This window comes from Nocardia sp. CA-107356 (assembly GCF_050946365.1).
Classification (GTDB): Bacteria; Actinomycetota; Actinomycetes; order Mycobacteriales; family Mycobacteriaceae; genus Nocardia.
On the sequence record NZ_CP191992.1, the window covers coordinates 9,488,559 to 9,507,355 of the forward strand.

Consider the following 18,797-nt stretch of genomic DNA (forward strand, 5'->3'; position numbering starts at 1 on the left):
GAAGGCACCATCGAAGACACAGACAGCGAGGGAGTCGACGACGTGGACCGCAGAGAATTCGGGATGACCCTATTCGGCGCAGCGATGGCCGCGACGGCTCTTCCCGCCGTCGCTGGGGCAGCAACACCAACTGACACAGTAAAGGTCGGCAGCGACCACATCGAGTACCTCGGCCGCGTCGTCGACCATTTGTGGGAGATGGACAGCGCAGGCGGCAGCGGCGGACTCGTCGACGTCGCCCTCACCCAATACCGGCGTGCGCGACAACTGCTCGACCACGGCGAATACGGTGCCCGCACAGGCACTGAACTCGCTGGAGTCACGGGGCGACTCGCCAACTGCGCGGGATGGCTAGCGTTCGACTCCGGACGGCTCAAGACCGCCCGCACATGCACCCTCGACGGGCTAGTTCTCTCCGAACGCGCCGGGGACGCCGACCTACGCGCAAACTCCGTCGACGACCTTCGCCTGGAAGCCTGGGGCGACGGACGCATGCAAGAAGCGCTTCAATACAGCCTCCGCGCCAGCGACATCTGCCGACACGTCCCCTCGTCACGACTCCAAGCGCTCTATGCCGCCCGCGAAGCAGTCGCCCACGCAGCTGTCGGCGACTCCCGAGAGGCAGAGCGAGCCATCTCTCACGCATGGCGCGAAGCCGATCGTGGACTCGACGACCCCGACGACCCGCCCTGGCTGCTCTACGTCACCGAGGCCGAGATCCATTCCACCGAAGCCAAAGCCAGGGTCTACCTCGGCCAGCACGACAAAGCGGCCACGATCTATCACGAAACCATCGGAACCCAACAACTACAACCACGTGACGAAGCCTCCTACCGCGTGTATTACGCAGCCTCCTTGGCTCACCTCGGCGACACCCACACCGCGGTTGCTGAAGGACTCACCGCACTGACAATGCTCGAAGGCGCGGTCAGATCACCACGACTGGTGTCCGAACTCCGCCCCGTCAGAACCCTGGTCATAGCCAGCGCCAAGACCGACGCCAACGAGTTCCGGACCCGCTTCGACGCGTTAACCAGCCGAGCCGCCGCCTCCTGAGCGGCCCGTATCCGAATCAAGCCTGAGAACTATCCTCGGTTGGGCGGGCCAAGCATCGATCCATTCGGCCAGCAGCACCCCGTCGAGACAACCCAGAAGAACAACAGGCACCACCGTCACTACAGCTGGTAATCCGCTTCGACCACCAACTGCCCACCCGAAAACCGCAGGTCATCCCCGTTCCCATGTTCGACACGCCCTGCCGAGGGCACAAACCTGCGACAGCGTTTCCGCAGGTCAACAGGATTTTCCGGACAATACCGGAATAGTCGCATTGAGAAACCTCAGGTCAGACGCTGTTCTTGTAGGGCACATCGAACATGGGAACGCGCACCGAGCAAATGCGACCGTCCGCGCCGGACAACCGGGCCGACCGACGCAAGCGCGTCACACCCCGCCCCCTTTCGATCAAGGATGCCCCGCTTCACTGAACTTGTTGCAAAACAACAACATTGAGTCGCGGCCGGTTCAACTCCCCTGCGCTCTCAACCGCCACGATCACCCGCTCAGCGGCATTATCGCTCACTTGCCCTGACTGAAGTCAGCTGTGTCGCCATCGAAAATGCCGCCACTGGTGACCGTCGTCGACGGAGGTGCCGATGTCCTCGATGCCGGTGAGCTTGACGATCGCCGACAGGCTGCGCGCGTTGTCGTCACGGATGCAGACGTGGAAAGCCTCCGCGGCCGCCGCCATGGGCCGCTCACACGCGGCCATCTTGGCTGCACCCGCGTACCCCCGGCCCCACAACTCGGGATCAACCAGCGTCGAGAAGGACATCCACGGCCCTGTCGGCTCGCTGAACGACTCGCTCGGCGAGAACACCTCCGGCCGACGCCACCTCGACAGCTCAGCGGAGATAAACGCCACCGGCCGCTGACCGTCATAGGCCACCCAGCTGTGCACCGCCAGGCAGTCCTGGAGCCGGATCTCGGGCCGCAGCGTCCGCGCCACCGACAACGCCATCATCGCCTGCGACGCGTGGGCGGGCATCAGTTCGTGACTAGCCCAGCCAAACACCCGGGTCTGAGTCTCGCGATCACAGGCTGCCCACTCACACAGAGTCAATCGCGCGGGACTTCCCATTTGGGAACCTTAAGCCGAGATTCGCAGCCGCACAACGACACTGGCCGCCGAGGCGATCAAGGGTCGGGACGGCCGTGCGTAATCTGCCCGGCCAGGGCCATTGGCTACGGTCGGTGTGAAGAGACGTCGCGAAAATCCGTTCGAGTTCTGTCGGACCTCAGTGGTCCAATTATCTGATGACGAAGATCGACGAGGAGTGGTTTCGGACTGTCGATCGCCTCGGCAAGGTCGGGTCTCGACACCACGTCATTCCACGATTCATGCTGCAGAAGTGGGCCGATAGCAACGGCCGAGTCTGGGTGAAGTCCAAGCATGATCGCAAAGAAGGCATCCGAAACATCCGCGATGTGGGGATCACGGACTTCTACACATTCCTCGCCACCGACGGGCAGCTCGATGCCACCTTCGAAGAGGTGCTGAGCGTGGTGGAGGCTCGCGGCGCTGCGGTCCTGAAGCGGCTCAACAACTCGTTCGCGGCCTCAGAGGGCGGTTACGGAGATTACGTCCTTTTCTGGATCATTGTGAATATCCCGGGCTTGTCTTCGGTGAGGATTTCGCGGCTGACCAGACGTTTCAGCTTGGCGCGGGTGCCTTCGACGTGTTTCGGGAGCGGTTCGATGCCGAGGGCGAGGCAGATGTCTTTGGCGCGCATCCCGTCGGGCGCCGTGCGCAGGATGGTGAGGATCTGCTGGTAGGCGGCGCTGATGATGGTCGGGTCGTCGGTGGTGAACTCGGTCGCGGCCAGCTCGTGCAGCGTGCTGCGGGTGGTGGCCAGGTCGGCCAGTTCACGGTCGATGCGGGTGAGTTCGGCCGATAGCAGGCTGATCTGCTCGCGCAACTGTCCGGCGGTCGTGGCCGCGGTGGTCTCGCGTTCGGTGATCAGGTCGAGGATCGTGGCGAGGTGCACCGGCAGGCCCTTTTTACGCGTTTCGCCAGGTCGCGGTGGTGGTGCCGGTCAGCCGGCGGGCCATGTTCGCCATCGACGCCCATAATGTGCGCGACACCGATGATGCGGGCTTGGTCTCGTACTCGCGCACCAGACGGCGATGCAGCATCAACGTGCCGTAGACCTGCTCCACTATCCACCTTGACCGGCACGAACCCGGGCTTGGTGTCGGATCGTTTGACGACCTGCACGTCGATGCCCAGCACGGCGCCGTGCACGCCGACATCCTGCTTGAACCCGGCATCGACCATGGCCGCCGTCACCGTCGGTGTGTGCCGGGCGACCTGGTCGAGCAGCGTGATCCCGATGGCGTTGTCGGTGACGCTCGCGGCGGTGACCACGACCGCGATGATCAAACCGAGAGCGTCCACAGCCAGGCCCCGCTTCCTGCCAGGCACCCGTTTACCAGCGTCTTTGCCGGTCGTCGCGGCTGGAACGTGGTTCGCGGCCCGGACCGACTGGGTGTCCAGGATGACCGCGGACGGATCCTCGGTCCGGCCGGCTTTCTGGCGGGCCTGGCAGCGCAGCAGGTCATGGATCACCTGGTCGGTGCCGTCGTCACGCCACGCCGCGAAATAGTAGTAAGTCACCGGTTTCTGGGGTAGGTCGTGCGGCAGGTACGCCCACTGGCAGCCGGTCCGGTTCTGATACAAGATCGCATTCACGATCTCCCGGAGATCCTGTTCGCCCTGGCGGCCGGCGACCGGGACCCGCTTGGCTCTCCACGCGTGCAGGAACAGGCCGATCAACGCCCACTGCTCATCGGTCACGTCGCTGCGATACGACTTACGCACGCTCATGACCAGCCCAACCGGGCAGCCAGCACGCCCGACGTGACCGATGTTCACCTTTCACGCCATCGAGTGATCACTATCTACCCTGAACCCGCAGAACGATCTCCAACCGGACCCAACGCATAGATCAACCCAAACAGTCCATGACCGCCCTGTCAGGACGAGAGCGGCGGCACCGGACTCACATAGAAACGAGTCCAGTCGATCCGGCCGTCGCGGACGGTCATTACTACGGGCCCAACCATAAGTGCCGGCAGCCCCTCCAGAGAAGTCCCACTCATTTCCCATTCGGACCATATCTCGGATCCGGACACCGCCGTCCGTACAACCCTTGCCTGCAGGTCGGGAACCCGGGTGAATATCAAGGTCCAGTTGGCAAGAACACGGCCCCGGCCAGTGAAACTGTCTGTGGGACGGTGCGGAACCTCCGCCCTGTAGTCGGCGGTGAAGCAGTCGGCCACCCGCTGCGCCGAATGCGAATTGATGGCTTCGCGCAGGCGGCCTACCGCGTCGATCGGTTGCACAGAAAATTACCCCTTCTCAAAGCTGCCTGTCATTCGATCCCAGCCATGGCCGTCTCGGGCCCTGACTGAGTTGCCTACCGATGGTCCAGTTCCGCAGCGCTCATAAAATGAGTTGCCGAGGTCGGTTCCTCTTCGCCGGGCACGACTCCAAGTCGTGGATTTTCGAGCACGCCGAGCCACTATCTCGTATCCCGGCGGACCGCTCGTACGGGAGCGGTCGATCTGAGGATCGGGAGGAGTCGGAACGACTGCGGACCGTCATCCGCCGGGCCGGACCCGGCGGCGAAAGAGCACGAGTGCGAGGCCGCCGCCGAAGAGGAAGAATCCGGCCGACCACCGATACACCACGGCGTACCCGTGCACTGCGGCCTCCGCTTCGATCGTGGTCGTCCATGGGCCGTGGGCGGCAACGTAGGCGCTGGAGGCGGTCGTCGCCACGGTGTTGAGCAGCGCCGTTCCGATGGACCCGCCGACCTGCTGGCTGGTGTTCACGAGGGCACCCGCGACGCCGGCGTACTGCGGCTCCACTCCGAGCGTCGCGGCCTGCACACCGATGCGGGCATGATCGTTCCCATCCCGGCCCCGATGAACACGAGCGGCAGCAGCAGGCCTGCGGTGTAGCCGCTGTCCACCTGCAGCCGGGTGAACAGCACCATCGCGATCGCTGCGAGCACCATGCCGAGCGGGACCATGACTTTCGGACCGAGCCGCGGCACGAACACGTTGTTTCCCAGCTGCGCGGCCAAAACTAGCGTAGCGATCATCGGGAGGAAGGCGACACCGGTTCTGACTGGCGAGTATCCGAGTGTTGATTGCACGAAATATGTCACGAACAGCAAAACAGCAAACATGCCGATCCCTGCCACTATCACCGAGGCAAAGGAGGCGATTCGGTCACGGTCGCGGAGTATCAGCAGTGGCAGCAGCGGATATTCGGCATGGTGCTGCCAGACCACAAAAGCAGCGAGCAGCACCGCGCCGCTGACGAGGCAGCCCCACGACAACGGCGAATCCCACATGCGCCGTGTGGCGCGCACCCGCCGACCGTGAGCGTGCGGATCAGTCGTCCGCGCCGGCGCCGCGGAAGTCGGGGACGTCCGAGAGCATGCCGGGAATCTCCGGGTTCAGGGCGCTGCGGCGGCGGTGCAGTTCCTCGATCTTCGCGTACAGGTCCGGGTCGTCGTCGTCGCTGATGTCGAAGATGTCGAGGCGCTCCAGCAGCGCCAGCCCCAAGTGGTCGGTCCCGATGGTCGCGGGGTGGGTCAGGTACTCGTAGAGGCCGTCGAGGTCCTCCACAACGAAGACACAGCTGTAGTCGAAGTCGCCGCCGAGATCGCGACCAACCATGAAGGACTTGACAGCCGGGTTCGACCGTCCCTGGTTGCGCCAGCTCTCCAGGGCAGCCTCGATCTGCTCGGGCGTGACCTCGGCCTTGGCCTTGGCGCGGTTGATGTGGTAGATCACGAATACTCCTATCGCTTTGTTCCGGTGGGAATTGCCGTTCGAGGCGATCCCGCAGGTTTCTGTTACGAGCACGGCGCCCGAACCACTGCCGGGCTGGTTTATCCGGGGCCGGAATCAAGCCCTGGCCGCGCTCACCTGATCACTGATGATGATGTTCAGGTCGGTGGCGGCGAGGCCGAATGTGTCAGCTGTTTTCGATGCGTCCATGAGGAACGGCGAGTACCACTGGTAGTCCATTTCCGCCATTTCCCGGGCTGCGGGCACGAACAACCCGGCTGTCCGCATGGCCGCGCGGGGCATCGGTATCAGCTTGACCGGAGGCCGACCGGCCGCGGCGGCGTAGCGCTGCGCCAGCTCGCGGATGCTGATCGCCGGCGGCGACGGCACGTGCCAGGCCTGGCCCCACGCACGCTCATCGTTTCCCAGGGTGACCAAGGCCTGGGCCATGTCGCCGTTGAAGGTGAAGGTGTGCGGTGCGTCCAGGTCGGCGGGCACCCAGGCCGCTCGGCCTGACTTCATCGCCGGCTCGATGACCACGGAGTACAGACCGTTCGAGTCCCGGCCGATGTAGTCGCAGCCACGAACCTCGACTGTGTGGATCTCGCCGTTCAGGGCCTGCTCCCACAACCGTTTACGGAGACGGCCTTTGTGCCCGGTGGCGGCCATCGGGGTGTGTTCGTTCATCATGCCGCCGGGCTGCGGGCCGTAGGCGTACATGCTGCCGGTGATTGCCAGCACTGCGTCGTTCGCTCTCACCGCCGAGATCACCGCATCCTGGATGGGCGGCAACATCTGCTCCCACATCGTGTAGGAGGGCGGGTTCGCGCAGTGATAGATCACCTTCGCGCCACGAGTAAGTTCGGCTAGCCGGACCGGATCGGAGGCATCGGCGGCAGCGCGTTCGACGCCCGGATACTCTGGGCCCGAGCCGCGGCGCGTGACAATGCGGACGCTCTCGCCACGGTCGATGAGCAGGCGAGCGACGTTCGTGCCGATGGAACCGGCGCCGATAACGACGTGCATGGCCATGGTGAGCTCCTTTCAGAAAGGGCGGCTGCCAGGATTCGCTTCGGATTCAGGGCAAGGGTCGCCGACTGGTTGCCCATTCGTGTGCTGGTGACGCCGCACGAGTCACGACGCTAGCGGCGACTCGCCGTGCTTTGGCAGGGCTAGAATTTTCTAACACTGTCAAAACATCGTTCTCTTGTCAGATGGCATGGCGTTCCGTTAATGCCGGCCGCCGTTCGTCCGAACCCGACAGTCAATGGAGCGGCGATATCCCATGTCCAACAATTCCTCTGATCTGAGCCGGACCATCGATGCCTTCGTGGCCGCCTTCAACGACTCTGACCTCGACCGGGTCATGTCGTTCTTCGCCGACGACGCCCGATACCTGCCCGGCCGAGGCCCGGAACGGCGGGGGCTCGCCGCAATCCGGGCCGAGTTCGCACCGCAGTTCGCCGGGCGATACGGGGCCATGACCTTCGACGTCTACGACAAAATCATCGACGAGGCACGCCTCCGCGCAACCATTCGCTGGGCGTGCCGACTGGATCTGACCGGTGCTCACGGCCGCCGGGCGACACCGGCGCTCCGCTGGTTTGCCGGCCTCCGGTACGGCGGACGGCTGCAATGGCACGGTCTAGACGTCTTTCACTTCGACCACGCCGGACGCATCACCGGCAAATACACCTATGCGACATTCCGCCTGCCACTGTGGGAAGCGGAACGTAGCGACAACGTCGGCAGGTGACAGTCATCGGCCAGCGGTTGAATGAACTACGACGGCGCGCGTTCGCCGGGCGCACCGGCGAGATCGAGCTGTTCCGGTCAATGCTGGGCGCCACCTGCGTTCTGTTCCTGCATGGACCGGGCGGCATCGGCAAGAGCACGCTGCTCGACGTTCTCGCCGACGTTGCCGCCCGCCGAGGGCGCCGACCCGGTCAGGGTCGACGGCCGACATGTACCGGTTGGTGCCGGGATCCCTTCCGGCGCCGGCCACCTTCCGCCGGCGGGTGCTGATCATCGACACCTACGAGCTGCTCGAGCCGATCGACGACTGGGTGCGGGACGAATCCTTCCCGCATTGCCCGCCGGCACGGTCGCGGTGATCGCCCGGACGGCAACCGCCCCGCGCGCCGTGGCTGGCCGATGCGGCCACCGACCGTACGGTCGCAGCGCAGCTCATCCGGGTCCTGGCGCTTCTCGACCCGCCATCGAGGCTGGCGCGGCCGGCCGTGCTCGGGCGCGCCCTGTTTCGCCGAGCAGCCGGACTGTGACGCAAGGTGCTTTGACAGGGATAGTTTTGCCTAACACTGCCAAGTAGGCTCGCCTGATGACTACGCCATTGCGTGACCGCCGACGAGCCGCAGCCGCCCAGGAAATCCTCGACACTGCGCGCGAGCACGTCGCCGAGCACGGCCCGGCCGGGTTGGCCGTGCGTGCGGTCGCCCGCAGTCTCGGCATGACGGTCCAGGCGCTCTACCACTACTTTCCGAGCCGCGGTGACCTACTCACCGCGCTGATCACACAGGCGTACACGGAGCTGGCCGACTTCGTCGAGGCAGCAGCCGAGCAGGCCAGCGCCGGCGACGCCGGTCTCGACCGCTTCGTCGCCGCGGCGGAAGGATTCCGGACCTGGGCGATCAACAATCCTGGACTGTTCGAACTGCTCTACGGCACACCGCTGCGCTACTACCAGGCCCCTGTCGATGGTCGTACGACGGCTGCCGCCCGCCGCCTGGGTCCGATCTTCATCCACGCGCTCTACCACGGCCTCAGTCCCGAGCAGTTGGCCACCGTGGACTTCGCGCCGATCAGTCCAGCTCTGGCAGGTCACCTCCGAGGACTGCCCCCTGAAGCGCTGGAAGCGCTCCCCCCGTCCGCGGCAGCCCTTTTCACCAGCGTCTGGGCCCACGTGCACGGACTGATCGCCTTGGAGGCATTCGGCCACACCACCTTCATCGAACCGCTGCCCGATCTGTTCCGCGCCGCCGTCCAGAACCTGTTAGCCGACGCACGCCGTCGCATAGCCGATCCCGGCGCGTGATGCCGCAGCCTCATCCCTCACCAACCGCAGGCCGAGGGCCGCAGGAAGATCACTGGCTCACAGCCGCCCGTGCGGCGTCCTGACAACGGGCCCCCTCCCCCGGACACCACTTGACACTGTTAGAAAAATCTAGCCCTGCCAAAGTGGATCGTGAAGCGCCTACCGTCAGGTTCCTAGGCCGCCGACAGTGCGGCAAACTGAGGAGACCAGAAGAAAATGAGTGCGGATATTGCCCGGCTCGTCGGTGAGTGGCAGCAGATGTGGAATGGTGATCCCAGCCTCGCCACCAATCTCATCCACCCGGAATTCCAGGTACATGGTGCCATGGTCACGGGCGTGGAAATCTCCGGACCGGACAGTCTGGCCGAATGGATCGCTCAGTTCCGGGCGCCGTTCAGCACCCTGACCTTCACCATCGATGTCGGCCCCATCGCCCAGGACGACTTCGTCGCAGTCCGATGGATCGCTGACGGAACGTACGCCGGCGGCTTCCCCGGCGCGTCGGCTGAGCCGGGAACGCCTGTCGCATTCACCGGCACCGACCTGCTCAGGACGGCAGACGGCAAGATCTCCGAATACTGGGTGAACGCCGATCTCAACATTTTGATGGCCGCTCTGCAGGTGGCCGTTCTATAAATCAACAGGGCCGGCCTTCACTGCGGAAGAAAAGACCGAGGGAGGGCCATCAGTCATAGGTCCGCCTAGCTCCGCAACCGCGAAAGACATTTCCTCACCTGATATCAACTTCCGAACACCGGCTACAACAGCAGCCATTTCCACTCGATGTAGCCAACTATCAGAAGGGCCCTCCATGATCTACCCCGCTCTTGAGGATCTAGGGCGGCTGGCTGCCGGCATCCCCGCCGAACAGGACAAGCTGCCTACACCGTGCGACGACTTCGACGTGATCACTCTGCGACGCCACCTGCTCGGCTGGCTCACCTACTTCGACAGCGCCCTTGCGGACCCGTCCGGCGCCGACCGGCCCGATCCGTCCGCGTTCACCGGCCCCGACGACTCTGACACTGTGATCACACACCTCGTCGGCGCCATCCAGTCGGCCCTCGCTGCTGGCGTCGCGACAGCTCAGGTGAGCGTTCCGCTGCTCGGCGGCACCTACCCCGGCGCCATGGTCATCGACCTCCTGCTGTTCGAAGTGCTCGGCCATGGATGGGACCTGGCCCGCGCCACCGGCCGGCCCTGGAATCCGAGCCCGCAAGCCTGCGAACATGCCCTGGCCGTGCTCCATGGCGTGATCCAGCCGGAATACCGCGGTCCCGGCATGCCCTTCGGCCCCGAAATCGCCGTCACGTCCACCGCGTCACCCATGGACCGGCTGGTTGCCTTCACCGGCCGGGATCCCGCCTGGACACCGCCCCGATAGGGTTCTGCCCCCCGATCCCGATTACCCAATGTGATATTTGACACCTGCTGGTGACGGGCACCCGGATAGGTTCGGCCGTACCAGGCAAACGCCGCCGACCTCGTCCCGATGGCCCGAGTCGCCAAGTCTTGGTGGGACGGCTTGCCGTAAGTGAGTGTTTGGGAGGGCGTTCGATTTGTTCTTGATCTATTAAGAGAGTGATCACTATCTACCCTGAACCCGCAGAACGATCTCCAACCGGACCCAACGCATAGATCAACCCAAACAGTCCATGACCGCACTCTCGTGGCGTCTATCCACAGCCTGTCGCATAACGGACGAATCCACACCCACCTGGAGTGGTACACAGCACGCCCGACGTGACCGATGTTCACCTTTCACGCCATCGCGGCGTGTGATGCCTGGTATGTAGAGGGACTCCCGGTACGACTGGGGTTACCACACCATCCTGTCGTGACCCGAGAGTCCCTGTGCCAGTGTCGCTTACCTGTTCGTGTTCGTCGTGCCCGGCCCACAGCGAGTCGCCGAACTGCCCGTTCTATCCGTCCTCGTCGCTGACCGACCCGCAGTGGGCGCTGCTGGAGCCGCTTCTGCCACCTCCGGGCAATACCACCGATCAGGGCGGTCGCCCGGAGAAGTGGCCACGCCGGCTGGTACTCCTGCGTGCTCTGGCCCACGCCCGCACACGCCCAGCGGCCACCGCCCGCCGCCAACTCACCGTGGCCCTGCAGCACACTCCCGGTCTGCCGGATCTACCCGGCACCGTCGCCGAAGCCACCACCCTGCACACCCACCACCCCGATATCCCGCTTCTTCTCGACGAGTCCGCCACCGCTGAACGCGTCCTGACCGCCTTGCCTGAGGCCAGCTGGGCACATTTCGCTTGCCACGCCGACATCGACTTCACCGCCCCCTCCGCAGTGGGCTGCGCCTGCACGATGCGACCCTGTCGCTGCCCGAGATCAGCGGCCTTGAGCTCGCTCACGCCGAACTGGCGTACCTGTCGGCCTGCTCCACCGCGCACCGTGGATGGCGCCATGCCGATGAATCCCTGCACCCGGCGTCTGCCTTCCAGCTGGCCGGATTCCGGCACGTTATCGCCAGTCTCTGGCCCCTGGCTGACCGCGTCGCCGCCACCGCCGCGACCGCTTTCTACCAACACCTGCCTGCATCACCCACCGCCGACCACGCCGCTACCGCCCTGCACCACACCACCTGCGACCTGCGTGCCCAACACCCCGACCGCCCCGATCTGTGGGCAGCACTCATCCACAGCGGCCCTTAGGCAGTCGCAACTGTGGCCAGCCCACTGTGGCCAGCCCGCACAGCCCTGTAATCGGTATTACCGATCGTCCCGCTGCCGTTCGCCATGATCGGTGCGCCTGACGGATCTGGAGCCTGTTTTACAGCGGATCACCTGCTGTCGGTGGTCTTTTTACCGGCAACGGGTGGTCTGACAACGGGTGGCAAACGACATACGTCGAGCAGTAGTCCCCGCTATTTCCGGTGCCGGAATATCCGAGGTTGGCGGTATGCGGAAACTTTTTCGACTGCGGTGGTCGTCGTGCCAGCCATAGCCGGGTGTGGTGGCGGCGGTCAGTGATGGTCGGGATGTCGAGGGCTGTGTAGAGGCGGTCGCGTATCTGCTGGGTGTATTCGGGGGTGCCTCGGAGTGCGACCTCGACAGATCGGTCGGCAGTGGCGGGGGCGAAGTAGACTCGCCGCAGCCGATACAGAGCCCATGGGCTCTGAAAGATCTCACGTTCGGCCAGGTCGAGGATCGTGTGCGCACCCGCAGCGCGTAGTCGCTCGGTCAAGGTTTCGTCCGGACCGAAGAGTCCAGATTTTTCGTTCAGCGCGACGGTGCAGTATTCGTCGACCAGATGCGGGTAGGATTCTTCGGGGCGGCGAGGAATCGTGAAAGCTGTTCGGGCCATTCGCGTTTCGATACGTACAGGCATTGTCGGCACAGCGATTTGGGCCACCACACACCGAAGAGATCGTAGAGATATTGACGGCACTGTTGCCGAGTCCAGCGTGCGGCGTGGATCGGGTAGATCATCTGCCGGTGCCCGCCCATTTTCAGCATGGGTTCTCGGGCTATCCGGTTTTCTTCCTCTGCGCTGTAGCCGATCGCGTGGAGATACGGGCGGGTTCCGAGTTCGAGGTCGCGCCACGTATCCATGGTCCAGCCCTTGAATTTCAACGTGCTTCTCTGCACTTTGCAAGTCGAACCGAGAAGTTCACTCCAACTACAGGTGTCTCCGGGTGGGAAGCGCATCGACATCCACACGCGGGCACCCGTCAAGCCTCGCAAGGGAGGGCCGCGTGCGGTTCATCCTGCGCTGTGCGGCATTATCGAACATCTGAGTACGGCCGGTCCATCGGCAGCGACGTCCCGGCCGTGAACTGTGCAGGTCACACTGCCCGTGGCCTGTCGCGTCCGTCGGTGGTCGGCGGCGGGATGTTGCGGCAGAAGGTGAGCAGCAGCCGCGGCCTCCACCAAGAGGACCCCTCTCGTCCGGAGCTTGGTCCGGGCCGGGCGGCAGCAGAAGACGAGGACTGACAGTCCGACAAGTAGCCCCGGGTGCCCGCGGGTACATGGTTGATCACGATGTGCCTTCAGACGAGTGGTGGTATCGGCTCTCACCGGAAGACCTTGAGCACGCCATATCGGCGCTGCTGGCCAGTAGTTTTCCTAACCGTTTCCGGTGAGGAGTCGGGCGAGCGGACCACCGCGAAGGGTGATACGCCCTTCCGGACCTCAGATCCTTTTTCGATCCTCCGGGACGACCGGCCGGACCTGTCGGTAGCCGCTGGGACACTGTCGCTGCTGTCCAGCTTTGAACCGCACAGCCGAGGGGAGCGGCCGTACATGACTACTACGCAATGGATCTTCACACTGTTCGCAGGGCTTCCTGCCGCATTGCTCGCATTGCGCACCTTCCGTTTTGAGAGACCTCCATTCGGCACTGGTACCGAGCACAGACTCGTGCGCCGAATCGAGCACGAGCAGAAGAAGATTGATCTGATGGAGGACAACTGTCCACCTGAAACGAGTCTGAAGAAGGCCCGGCTGCAACGCGAGCTCGCGGCCATAGATCACGTGGTCACCGAGGACTCTGAAGACTGGCTCATCGCCAGGGCCGCCCTCATCTGCCTGCTGCCGATAGCGGTGATCACGGTCATTCAGCTCAGATACGCACTAGGAAGCGACCGGGCGTGGACTGCGGTCGCCTTGTGGTGGTTGGTAATCGTGCTGCTGTTGCCTGCTGTGAACGTTCGGACCCGCTTGAGAACAAGGAGATGCCTCTACGCCCGCCTCGGCAACCGCGACGATTTACCCAAGATCCCCGAAGTGTCTCCGTGGCCGCTTATCTCACGCACCCCCCGCCAGATGCTGGTTCACAAATGGATCACCAAGGCCACCCGTCATGCAGGCAACGACGTCTCACTCGTGACGATCGCGGACATCCATCTCATCAACGCGTCGATCGCCGAATGGAGTGCAAATCCTTGGTGGAAGCCCATGCAGCGAAGGATCGAAGTGGCGATCGCCAGACTCGGAGAGGCGATTAACCGCTGATCACAGCGCCCGTCCGGCATCAGGTCTATTCCAATGCGCGATATTCGGCATTATCGAGTGTTCGAGCGTGTCCTTCCTCGCAAACCAGCTGATACGAGATACTTCCCGCATGCCGCCCGGTGCAACCGAACCTGTCGAGCCACACTTCGCCGACCGCCAGCCTCGACAAACAAACGGACCAGCAGCAGACTTCGAAATCATCTTCGCCGGAGGAATTGTCAAAACCTGTGGATCGGTAGGTTTTAGGCGACCTCCGTTCCGGTGGAGTCGGCCGGGCTGGTTGACGGCGGCGGGGTGATGTCGCGGGGGCGTTCGAGCAGCTTGCCCTTGTGGAACAGGGCGCCGTTGCGGACGAGCGCGACGAGTTCGGGGGCGTTGACCTTGCGCCAGCGGGCCTGGGCTGCCTCGATCAGCTTGTAGGCCATGGCGATTCCGGCCGCGCGGGAGCCCGGCCCCTTGGTGACTTTGGTCCGCAGCCTGACCGAGGCGAAGGTCGACTCGATCGGGTTGGTGGTGCGCAGATGGATCCAGTGCTCGGCCGGGTATTTGTAGAATTCCAGCAGCACGTCGGCGTCGTCGACGATCTTCGCCACCGCTTTGGGATATTTTGCGCCGTAGTCGATTTCGAATGCCTTGATCGCGATCTGCGCCTTGTCGATATCCTCGGCGTTGTAGATCTCCTTCATCGCTGCTATCGCGCCGGGATGCGTCGATTTAGGCAGCGAGGCAATCACATTCGCCGATTTGTGGAACCAGCAGCGCTGTTCGCGGGTTTCGGGGAACACATCGCGCAACGCCCGCCAGAACCCGAGTGCGCCGTCACCGACCGCCAGCACCGGCGCGGTCATGCCGCGGCGGCGGCAATCACGCAGCAGATCGGCCCACGACTCGGTCGATTCCCGGTAGCCGTCGCTGATCGCCACCAGTTCCTTGCGGCCGTCAGCCCGGACGCCGAGCATCACCAGCAGGCACAATTTCTCCTGCTCGAGGCGCACTTTCGTGTGGATACCGTCAACCCAGAGGTAGACGTAATCGGTGCCCGACAGATCTCGGGAAGCGAACGAGCGGGTTTCGTCCTGCCATGTCGCGGTCAGTCGTGTGATCGACGCGGCCGACAACCCGGCCCCGGAACCGAGGAACTGCTCGAGGGCCGGACCGAAATCCCCGGTAGACAACCCGTGCAGATACAGCAGCGGCAACACCTCGCTGACCTGCGGCGATTTCCGTCCCAGGCCGGCAGGATCGCCGAGGAAAACCGATGCCGCTCACCGGTTTCCGGGTCGACTCGCTTGTCGTTCACGCGAGGCGCTTTCACCGTCACCGCACCCGCCGCGGTAAGGACTTCCCGCTCGGCGTGGTGCCCGTTGCGGACCACCTGACGGTGACCGTTCTCGTCGAGCTGGTCGGCGAACTCGGCGACATAGGCGGCGACCTCGGCCTTCAACGCGGCGGCGAGCATCTGCCGGGCACCGTCGCGGACGATCTCATCGAGCAGCGACCGGGCCGCACCGGCCTGCTCGTCGCCGGAGGAGATGTTCTGAACTACCGTAAGCACGGACGTACCTTCCCGACCGGCGTTGGCGCGCCGGCATGATCAAGACTTCGGACTGATAGATCATCCGGGAAGGTGCGTCCTTCCCGTCATCCACAGGTCTTGATCATTTCTCGGTCTTCGCCGACGGAGCCGAGGCAGAGGCACTCACCCGACCCCAGGCCAACATCTTCCACGAGATCGCACGATGGCAAGCGGTACAGCAAGACGGCAGCACCACCCACCTATAACTGATAATCGGCTTCGATCACCAACCGCCCACCCGAAAACCGCAGGTCGTCCCCGTTCCCATGTTCGACACGCCCCGCCCACACCTGCCACACAGAGAAACTCAACAAGCACCCTCCCGAAACGCCCGACCCCGCCCCCGCGGTTCTCGCGGCAACGACCGCCCCGCTATTCAAGGGCGCATTCGGCGGTGACTCCGATCCCCCATTCGGCTGGAGCATGATCAGCAGCTGGCTCCAGGGTCACACGTGGCCGAATGGAGACCCCGACAAACTGAGGAGGCTCGGCACCGCGTGGCGTACCGCCGCCAAGGGACTACGTGATGCCAGCGCCGGCACCAGCCAGGCGTGGACGAATCTCGAGGAGAACGCGTCCGAGGAGCTACCGCAGGCCATCGATCAGATGGACGCGGTGTGGATGGGCGTCGAGGCGGTCGCGACACAGTACGAGAAGCTCGGCGGCGCATGTGAGGACTGGGCGCAGCAGATCGAGGACGCGCATCAGAAAATACTCGCGATACTCGCCGGGGCGATCGGGGTCGGTCTTCTCGCGGGCGTCGCGGTCGGATTCTTCACCGCGGGAACAGGAGCGGTAGCGACGACAACCGCGACGGGCAGCGCCGCCGGCGCCGCCGTTGTCACTGTACTCGCCGCATTCGACACCGCCGCAGCCGTTGCGGCCGGGGTGACCGTCGCCGCAGGTGCGGCGGCCATCGGGGTGGCCACAGAGTTACAACCGCTCCTCGAAGCCAACCCCACCCAGTTCAATACCAGCACGAGCGCAGGCGGGGGCACAAATCCCAGCAGTTATTCTCGACCGCCCGAAGTCCCGAGTGACTGGGTACCTCGTACAGCGGACAACGGGAAAGGAGTGGTTTGGCAGAAGCCGGGATCCACCGGGAATGCCGACACCATACGGGTCATGCAGCCGAACTCCCGGTATCCGAACGGGTATGTCAGGTTCTACAATTCGCACGGCCAACCAGTCGATCTCGCAGGTAAGCCGGGCCCCAAGACCACAACACATATTTCTATAAACCCAGATGGAACGTTCCCCAAGCCACAAGGATGGTAATGGAATTGCCGCTTACCGGGCAGCGCGTCTCGGTCGCAGCCAGCGAGTACATGGTCGAGATCACGACCGTCGGCGGATTCGCACTCCAAATCGAGGGAGATATGGAGATCGAATCCAGCCGAGGCGACCGACAGTCGGTCGCGCTCGCGGGCGGGGGCAGTTCACAAGTCGACCTCGAAGCCGTCCTGCACGGCACGATCACCTCCGCTGTCGTGAACTCCTCAGGGACGCTGACCATCGACTTCGACTCCGGGAACCGACTCGTGGTCCCGCCGGATAGTGAATACGAGGCATGGACAATCGTGGGCCCCAACGGCTACCGGATCGTATGCATGCCCAATGGCGAACTGGCAACCTGGACAGCCGACTGATCATCCTCACGCGCACGCCCCGACCAGGAGTCGACGACCTCAGGAGCCCCTGATGGAGTATTTGGACCGATGGAACGAAGAGCAACGTCGTGTCGCAGCGGACTGGCGGCGCAAGAATCAGCAGCTACAGCAAGCGCTCGCACAGATCTCAGTCCGCGCCGGCTCCCGTAACAGCGAGCTCAGCGCGACAGTGGACGCGCACGGCAAAGTCACCGATCTGCGGATAACTCCGCAGGCTCTACGGCTCGGAGAAGTCCAGCTCAGGCAAGCCCTGCTGGAAACGATCCAGCGCGCGCAATCGGACGCACAGCACCAGGCCGAAGCAATCACCCGCCCATACACCGAGGAACCCGCCACCGCCGCCGCGATGACATTCATCCGCGACATCCTCGGCCCCACGATGTGAACCGGTCAGCAACGTACCCGTGTGCCGCGCTGGCAGGCATCCGAAATCGCAGGTCAAGCCCCCGTCCCATGCGCGGAGCCCCGATCCAGGGGCACCATCGAGTCAGGGCCGAATTCCCAATCCCGCAGCCATCGCGATCATTCAGACAAGATACGTACCCACGATGACCAGGCGTTTTTCAGTTGCCCATGTTGTGCGCGCCCTGCCGAGGGCACATCGTTTGCGCAGGTCAGCCGCGCATTTCTCGAAGGTCGGACACCTCTGCACCGCTTTCGGTACGCAGCGAGTACGCAGTAGCGAAGTCGGCTCGGGCCGAGTTCAGCCGGTTCGCCACTTCGTCGAGATCGTCGTCGAACCGGTCGGCGTAGTAATCCAGTGTTGTGCTGGGGTCATGGCCGAGCATTCGTTGCACGCCAAGCACTGAAGCACCCTCTGAACCGCCAACGATACGGCCGTGTACCGCATACGACGGGTATCAACCGCGTAGTCGCCACCCGCAAGACCGTCGTCGACTTGATCGTTCACCCAGTCCTGAATGGCGTCGTGTTCCAGGTCCGCCAGGCGCACGGTTCCCCGGGCGGGCTCAATGTGCTTGCGTACAACGGACTTGTAGCGCGAACGCGTCGACTTCTCCCAGTCAGCTGTTTGCCAGATACTCCGAGTATCGCGGGCAGATCCGTGACTTCGCGGTGTTGCTATGGCTCGTCGATAGCGATGGTGGACGGTTCGAGGTCGAGTCGGTCGACTGCTGCGCCGGACAGTTGCACTGACACCGTCTCACCAGGGCCAATCCGACGGACCGGCCTTGGGCCACCCGAATCCGGTCGCGCAGTGTGTCGTTGATGCGCTGCATGCCCCAGCGGTGACCCAGCGCCGGTAAATGTCGTAGACGGTCTTGACCGGAGCGAACTCGACGGCAGCATCGCCCACGCGATCCACCAGTCGGGCACGACGGACACACTGCAGATGACAAATGAACTCCCTGGTACAGCAATTGATCTCAGCAATCACTGCTCTACCAGGAGTTCACTCAAATCTCGAGCGTCACACCCAACGCCGGAGTTCTCAGACGCTGGCTCAGATGCACCAGACGACACTGCCAAGGGGGAAACACCACGTAGCTGATCCGAACGATCCTTGGACCTGGGTGGTGGAGGATGACGGAGGCGCCGCGGCAGTCGAATCGGCAGTGGCTGCGGGCGCCGCGAGGACAAGCAGGGGCGCGGCAATAACAGTCGCGGCTAGGGTTTTGACGATCTTGCTAGACATTTTGCTTCCT

The 18,797-nt window shown here is 63.8% G+C and carries 19 protein-coding genes and 6 pseudogenes; 13 read left to right on the top strand and 12 right to left on the bottom strand.

Annotation, left to right across the window (positions count from 1 at the left end; genetic code table 11):
* Positions 1–42 precede the first annotated feature (42 nt).
* Positions 43–1,056 carry a hypothetical protein gene (locus ACQP1G_RS42565; protein ID WP_433209560.1) on the top strand — a complete coding sequence of 338 codons (1,014 nt, stop codon included), beginning with the start codon at positions 43–45 and terminating at the stop codon, positions 1,054–1,056.
* Between the two features lie 541 nt (positions 1,057–1,597).
* Here ACQP1G_RS42565 and ACQP1G_RS42570 read toward each other — a convergent pair.
* Positions 1,598–2,047, bottom strand: coding sequence for a GNAT family N-acetyltransferase (locus ACQP1G_RS42570; protein WP_433195858.1), 450 nt, complete (start codon positions 2,045–2,047; stop codon positions 1,598–1,600).
* A gap of 269 nt (positions 2,048–2,316) precedes the next feature.
* Between ACQP1G_RS42570 and ACQP1G_RS42575 the strand changes: the two are divergent.
* Positions 2,317–2,595 (top strand): annotated as a pseudogene (locus ACQP1G_RS42575) (DUF4238 domain-containing protein); the annotation flags it as partial.
* Between the two features lie 44 nt (positions 2,596–2,639).
* On the opposite strand, the gene ACQP1G_RS42580 reads toward ACQP1G_RS42575, so the two are convergent.
* The 7 genes and pseudogenes from ACQP1G_RS42580 to ACQP1G_RS42610 form a co-directional block, all read right to left on the bottom strand.
* Positions 2,640–3,047, bottom strand: a complete 408-nt coding sequence (locus tag ACQP1G_RS42580; RefSeq protein WP_433209563.1) for a hypothetical protein — start codon at positions 3,045–3,047, stop codon at positions 2,640–2,642.
* Between the two features lie 13 nt (positions 3,048–3,060).
* Positions 3,061–3,886 (bottom strand): annotated as a pseudogene (locus ACQP1G_RS42585) (IS5 family transposase).
* Between the two features lie 149 nt (positions 3,887–4,035).
* Positions 4,036–4,404, bottom strand: coding sequence for a nuclear transport factor 2 family protein (locus tag ACQP1G_RS42590; protein WP_433195860.1), 369 nt, complete (start codon positions 4,402–4,404; stop codon positions 4,036–4,038).
* 258 nt (positions 4,405–4,662) lie between these two features.
* Positions 4,663–4,896, bottom strand: a complete 234-nt coding sequence (locus ACQP1G_RS42595) for a hypothetical protein (RefSeq protein WP_433195862.1) — start codon at positions 4,894–4,896, stop codon at positions 4,663–4,665.
* Positions 4,893–5,441 carry a hypothetical protein gene (locus ACQP1G_RS42600; RefSeq protein WP_433195864.1) on the bottom strand — a complete coding sequence of 183 codons (549 nt, stop codon included), beginning with the start codon at positions 5,439–5,441 and terminating at the stop codon, positions 4,893–4,895. The genes ACQP1G_RS42595 and ACQP1G_RS42600 overlap by 4 nt, the downstream gene beginning before the upstream one ends.
* Before the next feature lie 22 nt (positions 5,442–5,463).
* A complete protein-coding gene (locus ACQP1G_RS42605) occupies positions 5,464–5,868 on the bottom strand; it encodes a Dabb family protein (protein ID WP_433195866.1) in 405 nt (134 codons plus the stop codon).
* Between the two features lie 114 nt (positions 5,869–5,982).
* Positions 5,983–6,897 carry an NAD-dependent epimerase/dehydratase family protein gene (locus ACQP1G_RS42610; protein ID WP_433195868.1) on the bottom strand — a complete coding sequence of 305 codons (915 nt, stop codon included), beginning with the start codon at positions 6,895–6,897 and terminating at the stop codon, positions 5,983–5,985.
* A gap of 253 nt (positions 6,898–7,150) precedes the next feature.
* On the opposite strand from ACQP1G_RS42610, the gene ACQP1G_RS42615 reads away from it, so the two are divergent.
* From ACQP1G_RS42615 to ACQP1G_RS42645, 7 genes and pseudogenes are all read left to right on the top strand, one after another.
* The gene (locus ACQP1G_RS42615; RefSeq protein ID WP_433195870.1) at positions 7,151–7,621 is read left to right on the top strand and encodes a YybH family protein; all 471 of its coding nucleotides are present in this window, start codon (positions 7,151–7,153) and stop codon (positions 7,619–7,621) included.
* Between the two features lie 208 nt (positions 7,622–7,829).
* On the top strand, positions 7,830–7,979 hold the full coding sequence (locus tag ACQP1G_RS42620) for a hypothetical protein (RefSeq protein WP_433195872.1): 150 nt from the start codon (positions 7,830–7,832) through the stop codon (positions 7,977–7,979).
* Between the two features lie 224 nt (positions 7,980–8,203).
* The gene (locus tag ACQP1G_RS42625; RefSeq protein WP_433195874.1) at positions 8,204–8,917 is read left to right on the top strand and encodes a TetR/AcrR family transcriptional regulator; all 714 of its coding nucleotides are present in this window, start codon (positions 8,204–8,206) and stop codon (positions 8,915–8,917) included.
* Positions 8,918–9,133: 216 nt separating this feature from the next.
* Positions 9,134–9,553, top strand: a complete 420-nt coding sequence (locus ACQP1G_RS42630) for an ester cyclase (protein ID WP_433195876.1) — start codon at positions 9,134–9,136, stop codon at positions 9,551–9,553.
* Between the two features lie 175 nt (positions 9,554–9,728).
* Positions 9,729–10,301: a TIGR03086 family metal-binding protein gene (locus ACQP1G_RS42635; protein ID WP_433195878.1), complete on the top strand. Its 573-nt coding sequence runs from the start codon at positions 9,729–9,731 to the stop codon at positions 10,299–10,301.
* A 554-nt stretch (positions 10,302–10,855) separates the two neighbouring features.
* Positions 10,856–10,960 (top strand): annotated as a pseudogene (locus ACQP1G_RS42640) (IS5 family transposase); the annotation flags it as partial.
* Positions 10,961–11,020: 60 nt separating this feature from the next.
* A pseudogene (locus ACQP1G_RS42645) lies at positions 11,021–11,586 on the top strand (CHAT domain-containing protein).
* A gap of 118 nt (positions 11,587–11,704) precedes the next feature.
* On the opposite strand, the gene ACQP1G_RS42650 reads toward ACQP1G_RS42645, so the two are convergent.
* Positions 11,705–12,238, bottom strand: coding sequence for a hypothetical protein (locus tag ACQP1G_RS42650; RefSeq protein WP_433195880.1), 534 nt, complete (start codon positions 12,236–12,238; stop codon positions 11,705–11,707).
* 938 nt (positions 12,239–13,176) lie between these two features.
* On the opposite strand from ACQP1G_RS42650, the gene ACQP1G_RS42655 reads away from it, so the two are divergent.
* Complete coding sequence (locus tag ACQP1G_RS42655) at positions 13,177–13,887, top strand: hypothetical protein (protein ID WP_433195882.1); 711 nt, start codon at positions 13,177–13,179, stop codon at positions 13,885–13,887.
* Between the two features lie 242 nt (positions 13,888–14,129).
* Here ACQP1G_RS42655 and ACQP1G_RS42660 read toward each other — a convergent pair.
* Positions 14,130–15,442: pseudogene (locus tag ACQP1G_RS42660) on the bottom strand (IS256 family transposase).
* A 444-nt stretch (positions 15,443–15,886) separates the two neighbouring features.
* On the opposite strand from ACQP1G_RS42660, the gene ACQP1G_RS42665 reads away from it, so the two are divergent.
* Genes ACQP1G_RS42665 through ACQP1G_RS42675 form a run of 3 tightly spaced genes read left to right on the top strand, consistent with a single transcriptional unit; the run spans position 15,887 to position 17,518 of the window.
* On the top strand, positions 15,887–16,741 hold the full coding sequence (locus tag ACQP1G_RS42665; RefSeq protein ID WP_433195883.1) for a hypothetical protein: 855 nt from the start codon (positions 15,887–15,889) through the stop codon (positions 16,739–16,741).
* Complete coding sequence (locus ACQP1G_RS42670; protein WP_433195885.1) at positions 16,741–17,112, top strand: DUF6188 family protein; 372 nt, start codon at positions 16,741–16,743, stop codon at positions 17,110–17,112. The genes ACQP1G_RS42665 and ACQP1G_RS42670 overlap by 1 nt, the downstream gene beginning before the upstream one ends.
* A gap of 52 nt (positions 17,113–17,164) precedes the next feature.
* Entirely contained in the window at positions 17,165–17,518 is a 354-nt protein-coding gene (locus ACQP1G_RS42675) for a YbaB/EbfC family nucleoid-associated protein (protein WP_433195887.1), read from the top strand.
* Positions 17,519–17,747: 229 nt separating this feature from the next.
* Here the strand turns inward: ACQP1G_RS42675 and ACQP1G_RS42680 are convergent, their stop codons facing one another.
* Both ACQP1G_RS42680 and ACQP1G_RS42685 read right to left on the bottom strand, forming a co-directional pair.
* Positions 17,748–17,930 carry a hypothetical protein gene (locus ACQP1G_RS42680; RefSeq protein WP_433195889.1) on the bottom strand — a complete coding sequence of 61 codons (183 nt, stop codon included), beginning with the start codon at positions 17,928–17,930 and terminating at the stop codon, positions 17,748–17,750.
* Positions 17,931–18,046: 116 nt separating this feature from the next.
* Positions 18,047–18,217, bottom strand: a pseudogene (locus ACQP1G_RS42685) (hypothetical protein); the annotation flags it as partial.
* Between the last annotated feature and the right edge of the window lie 580 nt (positions 18,218–18,797).